Consider the following 12,415-nt stretch of genomic DNA (forward strand, 5'->3'; position numbering starts at 1 on the left):
CGGCTTTAAAGTAGAAGATCAGTTTACAAAAGGTATCGTCTGTTTTTCGAAACTAAGACCGAGTTAATTTTAGCTTGCTGAAGGGAAGCAACATGATTAAGCTCCCGGGTGCAACCCGGGATGTTAAGAATCTACAAAATCTGCAACCCTGAAAGGGATGGATTAAAAAATTTGGTATAGGAAAGATTGAACCCCATTCGGGGTTCTGAGATATTCAAAAATTTCTATACCCGACTTCCAGTCGGGGCTAATCGGATTGATCCGCCGTTTGGCGGATCCGTATTGAGACAACTCTCCAATAAAAACAACTACATTTGCTTCTGAAGCTTGGAGTAAACCTGATCTTACAAGAATCTTGCAACCTACACGATCATACATCTAATACTTGAATCAAAGATCAACTTTGCATTTATCTGTTTTCCAGGCTGTCTTATCTTTGATCTCTAAAGCGTGATTGTCCGCCTCTATTCGAAACTTTTATTGATCCGCCGCCTGGCGGATCTTCACTGAACAACCATCAGTTTCGGGTTGCTCTAATGTATATCGGTCTACCAGCGTACCCCAGCTAAAAGCTATTATTGAAGTCAAACCTTCACAAAGTATTCATTTCAATTCAACAAGCCTTTTTATTCGAATGAAATTCCAATGCAGATAGATCATTCTCCATTTATTCTCCCAAAACCACATACGAATCGGTTTTAATACAATCCCTATCCGCCTTAGGCGGATGAATGTAATTAGACCCGATTGAAAATCGGGGTGTCATGCACATCTCTTGAGGGAACCCCGAATGGGGTTCAATTCTGTAAGGAATCCACAATTTGAGTTCCATTTTAGTAGAGACTCTATTTTATAATAATCAATCTTTAATGTTATGAGTACCTATCGCCAAATCCACTATCACATCGTCTTTAGCACAAAAAACAGAGTGCCTTATTTAGATAAACCGCACCGCGAGTTGCTCTACAAATACATTTGGGGCATTCTCAAAAAGAATAGGTGTTATCTCTACCGCATTAACGGAACTGAAAACCATATTCATATCCTGATACACTTACACCCTTCGGTTTCGCTGGCGAATCTGATTAAGGATATTAAACTGGCCAGCAGTGATTTTATCAAAAGGAAGAATTTGTTTCCTAAATTCAAAGGTTGGCAAAAAGGATATGGTGCGTTTACCCATCACGTGCGGGATAAACCTCGACTGATCGAGTACATTAAAAATCAGGAAGATCACCACAAAACGATGAGCTGGAAGCAGGAGTTCAAATCTCTTCTGAAGGAGCACGAAATCGATTTTAACGAGAAATATTTGGTGTAGTACGAGTAGTATTGAACCCCTTCAGGGTTCTGCATTGCTCTAATTCCCTCCAACCCGACTTGCAGTCGGGGCTAATTAAATTGTGTCAACCTATTTCAGTATAAGACCTTGATTCGCCAACTGGCGAATATTCACTGAATAACCCTCAGTTTCGTATTGCTTTAATGTATATCGGCCTACCAGCATACCCCCGGCTAAATGCTTTTATTGAAGTCAAACCTTCACAAAGTATTCATTCCAATTCAACGAGCCTTTTTATTCGAAAGAAATTCTAATGCGGATAGATCATTCTCCCAAGTCCACAAACGAGTCGGTTTCAACACAATCACAATCCGCCTAAGGCGGATGAATGTCATTAGCCCCGATTGAAAATCGGGGTAATTGAGTACATCTCTTGAGGGAACCCCGAATGGGGTTCAATTTTGGTAAGATAGGGAGAAGTTCACAACTCTTTTGAAGAAGCACGAAATCGATTTTAACGAGAAGTATTTGATCTAGGCCGAGTAGTATTGAACCCTTTCAGGGTTCTGGTGGCTTGTTCGTTCTTCACCCACGGGTTGCGCAGACTTTATCTGCTACACCCGTGGCTATTCATTTTCAACCCCATTCTGATTAGACCTGTCAGGTTTTCAAAACCTGACAGGTCTTGAATTACATCCGATCCGGAGCGGTAATTCCCAGAATAGAGAGTCCGTTTGCCAGTACTTGAGCGGTCGCTTTTGCCAACTCGGTTCGGGCCTGCATCAGATCTTCATCCTCTCCTAAAATTCTACAGTCGTGATAGAATGTTGTGAAGCCTGACGCCAATTCATTCAGGTAAGTTATGACCCGGTGAGGTTCGCGGTGCTTGGTAGCCAACTCAATGGCCTCAGGAAAACCAAGTAGCTTTTTGATTAGTGCAACTTCTGCTTCATGCTTGAGAAGTGAAAGGTCAACATCGTCAGATAAGCTGGCAGTTTCATTTACTTTTCGAAGAATGGATTGAATTCGGGCGTGGGCGTATTGAAGATAGAAAACCGGATTTTTCTCGCCGGCTTCTTTGGCCTGAGCGACGTCAAATTCGAGATGTGTATTCGGTGAGCGCATCAAAAAGAAAAATCTTGTTACATCCTCGCCAACTTCATCCATCAGTTCATCAAGCGTGACAAAATTCGCTTTACGTGTGCTCATCTTGAATGGTTTGCCATCTTTTACCAGTGTGACAAACTGATAAACCAACACGTCAACTTTTGTTTTGTCATAGCCCAAAACGCTGATGCCGTTCATCACATCGGGGTACGTATCGATGTGATCGGCACCAAAAACATCAATACAGAGGTCAAAACCACGGTCCAGTTTATTGGCGTGATAGGCTATGTCAGGCAGGCGATAGGTCGGCTCTCCGGTGCTTTTTATCAATACCGTGTCTTTATCTTTTCCGAACTCGGTGGTTTTAAACCAAACGGCTCCCTCTTTGTCGTAAGCCACATCTTTTTTGCGGAATGTCTCAACGGTTTCATCGATGGAGCCATCTTCATATAGCGTATTTTCGTTGAAGAAGGAGTCCATCACAATGTTCATCCGCTCCAAAGTCTTGCGAATTTCATCGAAAATGGCGGATTCGGCCTCCTGCTTAAACTTGGATTCATCTCCTTCATCAGCTAATGAATCTCCATACTGATCAATCAGCTTTTGGGCAATGTCCTTAATATATCCCCCCTCATAGCCGCCTTCAGGGAGTTCGGCATCTTTGCCTAAAATCTGCAGGTATCGGGTCCGGACACTTTGCCCCAGCACGCGCATCTGTCGTCCCGCATTGTTGAAGTAATATTCTCGCTGTACATCTGCACCCGACCATTCTAAAAGACGTGCAACGGTATCTCCTAAAACGGCATTTCGCCCGTGACCTACCGTGAGCGGTCCGGTGGGATTGGCGCTGACAAACTCTACCAACACTTTCTTTTCACTGTGTTGAGCAGACTTTCCATATTGATCAGATTTTTTCAGAATCTCAATCAGTTCATCATAGAGATAATTCTTTGCAAACCTGAAATTGATAAAACCGGGTCCGGCAATTTCCACCGCACTTACCTTATTTGGATCAACATCCAGTGTGTCGACCAGCTGTTCAGCAATTTTCCGGGGATTATTTCTCAGCGGTTTGGCAAGCTGCATTGCTACGTTTGTTGCGGCATCACCGTGCGAAAGGTCGCGAGGTGTTTCTATCACAATTTCAGGGATCTGATCTTCGCTCAGATCCATCTTTAGCAGTGCTTTTTGAATGACATTTTGCAGATATTGATCCATCAGTACGAGTATCCTACAGCAGCCGGTTGGCTTTTAGAGTTGATATGAAGCAGATTTAAACTAAAGAATTAGCTTAAATTTTAATGAGATTTTAAGATATGATTTTTTAAGACCCATTTCTTCCCATAAATAGGTATTTAAAAAAGAGTGGCTTGATCACTTCCGGGTTTTTCTCCTTTTGAAAGTGATGGGTCGTGATGAAAGGCGTGGAGCATTTCAGGCATAAACCTTTTGCCATAAATTCTGCGGGCAATACCCTGAAGTGCTTGTTCGCCCCTGGAAGATACTGTTAAAAAACCGTGTTCATCTTCCTGAATAAATCCAAACTGCTTAATATCGTTTACGATCAGGTAAGCCAGTTTAGGGAGTATCCCGATATTTTTTTCCACATACTCTCTGTGCGGTGGTTCTTCCGATACAACAATGAGCCCTAAGAGGTTTAGTTCTGATTCTGTCAGTGGATATCCCTCTGATCCTTTCGTTAGAAGTTCGTCCCAGGCGGTCTGGCTGTAGTATAACCCAAACCACCATTTTGCTTCTTTAAGTAGTTTTCTGCTAACCGTACAAGCCAGATACTTTCCCGGTGCGGCCCGCCGCGGTTCACCCCTATCTCGATACATGCTCACCATTGTAGCAAGATCGAGCTCTTGAAGGTTGGGCGGATAAGAAAAAACAAAGTCAGATATCTTCTGCATAGCGGGTTTATTTTAGAACGCTAACTCACTGAAATTGTACCCTTTTTTTGAAAGAAATGGAAGTGAAAATAGAAGTTCCTGAGATTCGGCAAATAGTAAAAAATGAATCTGAGAAGTTTCTGGAAAAAATGAGTTATGGTAATAAGCTAACCATGTAAAAAAATTAGAAATTTGTATTAATTTATTTTAATACAATAATATTGATTTTTGTAAAAATTTGCAAAAGGCTCAATCGGGGTTGAACTTAGGAAGCGCTTACCGTTATTTATGTGCGTGTTCTCTATCTATTACTGCTCAATAACTCATCTTAGTGGGAAATGCTATGTCAACCTTCCAAGCCGTTATTTCTGTAATATTTATGGAATACATAATAACTAACAGTCACTTAAAATAGTTCATATGTTTAAAAGATACATGATGGGTGTATTCTTACTACTTTTTCTGCCATTTACAGTGATGGCTCAAACAGGAGTAGAGGGTACCGTAACAGAAGCAGATTCTGATGAGCCTTTAGCAGGCGCAACAGTATTGATTGAAGAAACGATGCAGGGAGCGTCCACGGATATGGATGGCTTCTTTCAAATAGTTGAGATGGAACCCGGTACATATACTCTGAAGGTTTCATTTGTTGGATTCGTAGAACATACCCAGCAAGTAACTGTAGAAGCGGGTGAAGTTACTGAACTCGATATTGAACTTTCAACAGATGCAATGGGATTGGATGAGTTGGTTGTTACCGGTTATTCAATTCGACAAAGAAGAGAGGTTACCGGGGCAATTAGCTCTGTTCGATCTGAACAAATCCGGGAACGCGCTATTCAAACTCCCGATCAGGCGCTACAAGGTAGATCTGCGGGTTTACAGTTTGTCGGTGGTAGTGGACAACCGGGAGCTGGAAGTACCATTCGGATTCGAGGTACAGGCAGTATTAATTCCGGGAACGCACCACTTTATATTGTGGACGGTGTACCACTCGAACAAACATTCCGTTCTGACATAGCAACGTCTAATTCCAATGTACTGGTGGGGCTCAATCCGTCAGATATTGAATCGATTGATGTAATGCGTGATGCCGAGGCAACGGCTATTTATGGTGCTCAGGGCGCAAATGGTGTTGTTATCGTTAATACAACCCAAGGTAGTGCCGGCCAAACGGAATTTACTGCAAATATGAAGTATGGAGTGAGTGATATTCACACCAAGTATGATTTAATGTCAGGGCCTGAGCAAGTCAGGTTCATGATGGAAGCTTACGCCAACAGATGGGAAGACAGGGGCTTGAGCCGCGAAGCCGGTGAACAAGTAGCCATTGATCGTCATGGTGACCCAAATGAAGTAGGAACCTACGACTGGTTCGATGCCTTGACCCGAACAGGATCTAACAACCGGTTTTCACTTTCGGCAAATGGTGGTAACGAAAGTACCCGATTTTATATATCCGGTAACTACGAAGATCATGAGGGAACAGTCATAAGTTCTACATTTGACAGAGCAAGTTTACGTTCCAACATTGATCACGATGCTACTGATCGGTTGTCATTTTCAACAAGAATTAATCTATCGAGATCCCAGTTTAATGGTCAGACCGAAGGTGGAGGTAACTTTATTAACAGTCCTTTTCACGGTGGTGTAACAGGACGGCCAACCACGCCTATTTATAATGAAGATGGGACATACAATCAGGATATTCCTGCCATTCTTTATAATATGGTTCAGGTGGCCAACGAAGAAGAGCGAATTGGCCGGGAGTTTCAACTGATTGGTAATCTTGCGGCTACATTTGAAATCAATGAGAATTTAGCTGTAAGAGGACAGTACAACGCTGATGTTCGGTTCTCAAGAGACCGCAGGTACAGCAATCCTGTAATTCCCCGCTATAACAACTACGGCGGTTCTGTATATGAAAGAACCCGTGAAACTCAGAATTACAGCGGTAACGTTGTAGCCGATTACATTCAAACATTTGGCGAGGCACACAATGTAAGTGCATTGCTGGGTGGTGAGTACAGACATCGTGATTACAGATTTCATGCAGCAAGCGGTGAGGAGTTACCGAACCCACTCTTGGGCCAGCTAAACCTGGCAGGTGTAGCAGCGGCTGTGTCTGGTCGGACAACGGAGTATAAAACGGCCGGTGTGTTTAGTAGACTGCAGTACAACTATGACAGTAAGTACTACCTCAGTATAAATCTGAGATATGATGGCCACTCCCGATTTGGAGATGATAAGCAGTGGGGTCTGTTCTATTCCGGTGCTTTAGCCTGGGATGCTGCCAAAGAAGATTTCATGCGAGATATTACATGGATAGATGAACTGAAGCCAAGGATTAGTTACGGTATTACCGGTAACGCGAGTATTGGTGATTTTGCAAGCCATGCACTCATTGGTTCCGGTGGTACATATCAGGGTGAGACAGGTTTAAGACCAAACCAATTGGGTAATGCCGATCTCGGTTGGGAAACAGCCCGAAGTACAGATTTGGCTGTTGACTATGCTCTGTTTGACAATCGTGTTTACGGTAGCGTTGGCGTGTATCGGGTAGATAATGAGGATCTGCTACTAAGTCGATTCCTTCCAAATGACAGTGGGTTTTCAAGTATCACTGAAAACGTAGGAGCTGTTAGAAATGAAGGTCTTGAAATTGAATTGGGTGCCGTTGTGTTCGCTCGCGGTCAATTTTCTTGGTCATCAGAATACAACATTACGTTCCAGAGAAGCGAAGTACTGGCGCTGGAAGGCGATCAGGAATGGATGTGGGATCCCGGCGTTTCAGCTTCCAGGATTTATGTTGGAGAGCCACGGCACCAATGGTGGGTACGTAACTATGCCGGTGTAAACCCCGCAGATGGACGTGCACTGTTCTTTGATGAGGATGGCAACTTAGCCAATTCTGTTGGCGGTGACGACTACCACAAGGCAGGAAGCCGAGAGCCCGACTTTTACGGTGGCTGGAGCAACCAGTTCAGATACGGTCCGATTTCCATGGATGTTTTCTTCCAGTATCAATTCGGTAACAAAATATTGGATGAGCAGTATTCAAACTTCCATATGGCGCCTCACAGAGGTAGAAATCTGTCACCTGATATGTTCAGAAGATGGCAGCAGCCCGGTGATATCACGGATGTACCTAAGGCGTATAGCCTAAGTTCATTCCCCGGAGGAACAGGTCATAATCTCTGGTCAGACAGAAGACTGTTTGATGGTTCTTACATCAGACTCAAGAGCATTAATGTTAGCTACCAACTTCCGGTTGATTTAACGAACAGAATGCGCATGAACTCTATGACCATTTTTGCCAGAGCTGAAAATCTGATCACCTGGACAGAATACCCAGGATTGGATCCGGAAGTACTTAGCCGGCAGCAGACAAATTATCCACTCCCAAGATCATTTGAATTTGGAGCGGAAATCAAATTCTAAGCAAACAGGCCAAAAATTTTAATACCTATAAACAAATTTGATATGTTAAAATATTTAAGAAAAATAACTCTTATCGTTGTTGGAGTTGTCTTGTTTGCCGGTTGTGATGGCTTGCTCGACACTGAAAATTCAACAGCAGTGGATCCTGACGTAGCTCAGGAGAATATTGAAGGGATAGAGGCGATTCTTACCTCTGTATATAACCGACTGCAAAGTTCAGCTAGGTATGGGCGGGAGATTACTCTTGCTCCGGACGTATTAGCTGATAATACTGATCAACATCCGATTACTTCAGGACGATACGACGGGCAAGCAGTAAATTCTCAAGGTTCCCATATTACCTTTTGGAATACGGCTTATCTAACCATTAATGAGACAAACTATGTTATTGAAGGTGCCGATAATACGGAAGGTGTTGCTCAGGAAGTGAGGGATCGTCTGAAAGGTGAAGCTCTGTTTCAGCGGGGATATGCCTATTTCGATCTGGGACGAACTTACGGGTATGAGCCCGGTCGAGAGGTGAATGGCTGGGATCAAGCTGCGATTATCCGTACGGATCCTACACGTGATGTTACCGACGCTGACTTGAGAAGCAGATCAAGTAATGTTGATGTTTACAACCAAGCCAGAGAAGATCTGGAAGATGCACTTACATTACTGGAAGGTAATGACAGAGGTGTCTATTTTTCCAACTATGCTGCTGCAAACGCACTGCTGGCAAGACTCCATCTCTATCTCGAAAATTGGGATCAGGCGATCACCTATGCTGATGAAGCTATTTCTGCATCAGGGTTAACTCTTCTGGATAATGAAGAGGATATAACCAGTGCATTTTATGAAGTTCCGAATCCCGAATCGATTTTGGAACTGTCTATAGACCCGGTTGAGGAGAGTCTTGGATCAAATACAGGGCTGTGTCCATATACGAATCCGAAACATTGGTTTGATGTTATTCCGTCGGAAAACCTATTAGATGTTTATGATACTGAGGATTATAGAAACAACTGGTTTGCTACAGCAAATGACGGATTTCCGTATACACTGAAGTGGGATTGCTCTACAGGTCCGTTTGATGATAATGTACCTCTTATTCGTCTGCCGGAAATGTATCTCATCCAGGCTGAAGCTCATGCTGAACTTGATCAATTAACATTAGCACTGGATGCACTTGAGGAAGTTCAATCAGCTCGTGGGTTAACAGTACCTTTTGTATCTACTGATAAAGATGCCATTATTGATGAAGTAATGGTTGAACGTCGCCGGGAATTAAGTTTCGAAGGACATCGGTGGTATGATCTGAAAAGGAGAGCTATGGATATTCCAAAACAGGTCGGTGCTCAACCGGTACCGTATGATGATTTCAGAATCCTTTCGGTTTTACCGCAAAGTGAAGTGGACAGTAATCCAAACCTGGATCAAAATCCCGGCTATTAATAGCTGAGATCATTAAACCAAAAGATTTAAAAATTATTTAGTTATGATATTTAAAAACACTCTAAAATTGACATCCATACTGTTGGCCGTGCTTCTGGTCACAGGTTGTGATGGTTTGTTTGAAGATCACGCATCGCAATTCCACCTGGATGATATAAACCAGGTAGAATGGGCTCGGCCAAATCCGGCAAGCAGTTCGCTCTCTTACACAGCGGAACTTGACGCGGGACAGACTGAACCTGAAATTGTAGAACTAACGGTGCAGCTTATCGGGGCTCAAACAGGCTCAGACAGAACTGCAGAGGTAGCTGTTAGTGAAACAGATGCAACTGCAGGGACTCATTTCGAACTTCTGAACAGTGAAGTAGTGATTCCTGCAAACAGTAGCTTTGGTACGGTTGAGGTCAGAATTCTGGCTGATAACATTGCCGATGGTGAAAGTTACTTCGCGATACTGGAGTTGCAGGATGGACCTGAACTGGAAGCTGCTGTGAACTTCAAGGATATGAGTCTTGAAATTGAAAAAGATTCGTAATGAACTTCTTGATGTAAATGTTAAAAAATCGAAAAAGTCGCCCGGTATAACCCGGGTGGCTTTTTTTATAAAAAGGCTATAAGTAGTATGATTTAAATGATGAGCACCACTAATTAAGTCAGGTTCATCATTTTAACCATTGCTTATTCTATTAACCGAATCATCCTCCCTATGAAACATAAATTACTATTCAATCCGGTTTTAATATTCGGAATATTGATTACGGCTTTTGCTTCAAGTGCAGATGCACAAGACTTTAACGAGAGTTATCTGACCCCACCGGAGGAAATTTCTGAAGAGATATTGGCTCCAAGTCATTTGAATGTAACACTTGATGCTTTAAGCACGGATGGCAACTTTTTCATTAACCGCAAGCGCTCCGGAATTACCCCTCTATCAAGATTTGCTAAGCCGCACTACAATATTGCGGGTTTGCAAATAGATAGAAGAGCGAACCGAACCCGCTCCCTTACTACTCAACGAGCAACTATCGGTTTAGAGCTTGTGAATACAAGAACCGGAGAGCGCAGCGAACTGAATGTTCCAAATAATTTAACTATCAGCAATCCGGAATGGTCGCCCGACGGTTCAAAGATAGCTTGGCTTGGTCACTCCGAAAATGAGACTCATATTTATGTGACAGATGTTCAATCCGGGAATTCAAGACAAATTACCCGCCGTCCGCTGCTGGCAACGCTAAACAGTTCGTTTGAATGGACTTCAGACAGCCGGTCTATTTTTGCAGTTTTGATTCCGGAGGATCGCGGAGCGGAACCACAGCGTCCCGAAACTCCAACGGAGCTCATTGTTCGATCAACTTCAGAAGGGGATAACAGACTACGTACCTATCAATCGCTGTTGGAAGATAAGTTCGAAGGAGAGCTATTGGAATACTACATTACAGGCCAGCTGGCAAAGATTGATACCCAAAATCGCAGAGCCAGAAATATCGGTTCGCCTGCGATGATACGAAATGTAGATGCTGCTCCTTCCGGAGATCATGTCGTTGTTCAAACCATTCAAAAACCGTTTTCCTACATTGTGCCGGTTAGCCGTTTTGGCTGGGCGGAAGAGATTTGGGATCTGGATGGAGAGCCTCTTGTAACCCTTCGTACAAGTGAAGCCAATGAGGGTGACTCGGATGAAGAGTACATGGAAGATAACGGACGTAGAAATATTCAGTGGAGGCCGGATGGAGAAGGTCTCAGCCTTTTGGTTAAACCTGTAGACGAAGAGGATGAAGAAGAGGGTGAGGAAAAACCTGAAAAGGAGGAAGAAGAATCTGAAGAGTCAAAAATTGCAGATCGTGTCATTCAGTGGTTGCCTCCATTTGGTGAAGGTGATCAGAATGTGATCTATGAGTCGGAACGTGAAATGCGATCTGTGGCTTACTCAGCTGATGGCGAAATTCTGTTCATAACCCAGCGAAGAAGTGGTGATGAAGAGCTTTTTGCCGTGTATGCTGCCGATACATCAGATACATATCCTATTTATAAATATGACACAGATGATTTTTACGATAATCCCGGTAATCTCTCCTATCAGCGATCTTCTTCCGGAGAGTGGGCCGTTCGACTAAACGAAGATGAATCGAATGTTTTCCTAAGCGGCACGGAATATTTTGAAGATGTAGAGGAAAATGCTCCCCGTCCGTTTATTGACCGTGTGGAAATTCAATCGGGTGAGAGTGAGCGAATTTTCCAAAGCTCAGAGGATTATTATGAATCGGTCGAATCAATTCTGACAGCAAATTCAGATCAGATTATTATTGAACGCGAATCACCGGAGGAGTATCCGAACTATTGGCTTGTTGATCTGAATTCGAATGAACGAACTCAGCTGACGGAAAACCAGGATTATAACGAAGCTCTTGCCCAAGCTCCGCGCGATCGGTTTAAAGTGACGAGATCAGACGGAATTGAATTCTGGATGGAGGTGGTGATGCCGCCGGAATGGGACGGAGAACCACTGCCTGGTTTAATCTGGCACTATCCGCGTGAGTACGATGATCAGGAAGACTATAACGAAAGTAATCGCTGGCATAACAAAAATAGCTATCCGAGAATTGGGACTCGAACGCCCGACATTATGGCGAAAGCCGGTTATGCAGTTCTGAAACCGGATTGGCCCATTGTTGGTGATCGGGGAACAGCTAATGATAACTTTGTGTGGAGCATTGTTCAAAACAGTACAGCTGTGATAGATAGCTCGGAAGCCAAAGGTTATATAGATCGTCACCGTATGGCAATTGGGGGACACAGTTATGGTGCTTTCGGAACATCCAATGCAATGATACACACCTCGTTTTTTAAAGCGGGAATTGCCGGTGCGGGTAACTATAACAGAACACTTACTCCGTTGGGCTTCCAGCGCGAACGCAGTGATCTGTGGCGTGGAATGGACCGATACATGCAGATGTCACCCATTTTCTGGGCAGACAGACTGGATGGAGCTTTGCTGATGTATCACGGTGAGGAGGATCAGAATGTTGGTACCTGGCCAACGAACTCACGCAGAATGTTCCATGCTCTGAATGGAATTGGAAAAACAGCCGCCATGTACATGTATCCGCATGAAGCTCACGGACAGGCTGCCGAAGAGACCCTGCTTGACATGTGGACCCGTTGGGTCGACTGGCTGGATGTTCATGTAAAATGATATGATGAATTCAAGCATCCCTCCTTAGCAGAGGGATGCTTACTATTTTTTTGATAATACTAACTT

Annotated in this window: 7 protein-coding genes; 5 read left to right on the top strand and 2 right to left on the bottom strand. The window is 43.6% G+C overall.

Annotated elements, in window-relative coordinates:
- The first annotated feature begins 874 nt into the window (after positions 1-874).
- Positions 875-1,321, top strand: a complete 447-nt coding sequence (gene tnpA, locus ACESM0_RS09680; RefSeq protein ID WP_372905958.1) for an IS200/IS605 family transposase — start codon at positions 875-877, stop codon at positions 1,319-1,321.
- 651 nt (positions 1,322-1,972) lie between these two features.
- On the opposite strand, the gene argS is transcribed toward tnpA, so the two are convergent.
- On the bottom strand, positions 1,973-3,607 hold the full coding sequence (gene argS / locus ACESM0_RS09685) for an arginine--tRNA ligase (protein ID WP_372905960.1): 1,635 nt from the start codon (positions 3,605-3,607) through the stop codon (positions 1,973-1,975).
- 137 nt (positions 3,608-3,744) lie between these two features.
- Positions 3,745-4,302 carry a hypothetical protein gene (locus ACESM0_RS09690; RefSeq protein ID WP_372905962.1) on the bottom strand — a complete coding sequence of 186 codons (558 nt, stop codon included), beginning with the start codon at positions 4,300-4,302 and terminating at the stop codon, positions 3,745-3,747.
- A gap of 399 nt (positions 4,303-4,701) precedes the next feature.
- Here ACESM0_RS09690 and ACESM0_RS09695 point away from each other — a divergent pair, with 399 nt between their 5' ends.
- The 4 genes from ACESM0_RS09695 (at position 4,702) to ACESM0_RS09710 (ending at position 12,349) form a co-directional block, all read left to right on the top strand.
- Positions 4,702-7,722 (top strand): SusC/RagA family TonB-linked outer membrane protein, encoded by a 3,021-nt coding sequence (locus tag ACESM0_RS09695; RefSeq protein WP_372905963.1) that lies wholly within the window; start codon positions 4,702-4,704, stop codon positions 7,720-7,722.
- Positions 7,723-7,764: 42 nt separating this feature from the next.
- Entirely contained in the window at positions 7,765-9,156 is a 1,392-nt protein-coding gene (locus ACESM0_RS09700) for a RagB/SusD family nutrient uptake outer membrane protein (RefSeq protein ID WP_372905965.1), read from the top strand.
- Positions 9,157-9,199: 43 nt separating this feature from the next.
- Entirely contained in the window at positions 9,200-9,691 is a 492-nt protein-coding gene (locus ACESM0_RS09705) for a DUF4843 domain-containing protein (protein ID WP_372905967.1), read from the top strand.
- Positions 9,692-9,862: 171 nt separating this feature from the next.
- On the top strand, positions 9,863-12,349 hold the full coding sequence (locus ACESM0_RS09710) for a S9 family peptidase (protein WP_372905969.1): 2,487 nt from the start codon (positions 9,863-9,865) through the stop codon (positions 12,347-12,349).
- Positions 12,350-12,415 lie beyond the last annotated feature (66 nt).

It is taken from the genome of Rhodohalobacter sp. (assembly GCF_041686455.1).
Taxonomy (GTDB): Bacteria; Bacteroidota; Rhodothermia; order Balneolales; family Balneolaceae; genus Rhodohalobacter.

Excerpts from the sequence above, each read along its gene's own strand:
- ACESM0_RS09695 (WP_372905963.1), top strand. The coding sequence starts at position 4,702 with ATGTTTAAAAGATACATGATGGGTGTATTCTTACTACTTTTTCTGCCA.
- tnpA (WP_372905958.1), top strand. The coding sequence starts at position 875 with ATGAGTACCTATCGCCAAATCCACTATCACATCGTCTTTAGCACAAAA.
- ACESM0_RS09690 (WP_372905962.1), bottom strand. The coding sequence starts at position 4,302 with ATGCAGAAGATATCTGACTTTGTTTTTTCTTATCCGCCCAACCTTCAA.
- argS (WP_372905960.1), bottom strand. The coding sequence starts at position 3,607 with ATGGATCAATATCTGCAAAATGTCATTCAAAAAGCACTGCTAAAGATG.
- ACESM0_RS09705 (WP_372905967.1), top strand. The coding sequence starts at position 9,200 with ATGATATTTAAAAACACTCTAAAATTGACATCCATACTGTTGGCCGTG.
- ACESM0_RS09700 (WP_372905965.1), top strand. The coding sequence starts at position 7,765 with ATGTTAAAATATTTAAGAAAAATAACTCTTATCGTTGTTGGAGTTGTC.
- ACESM0_RS09710 (WP_372905969.1), top strand. The coding sequence starts at position 9,863 with ATGAAACATAAATTACTATTCAATCCGGTTTTAATATTCGGAATATTG.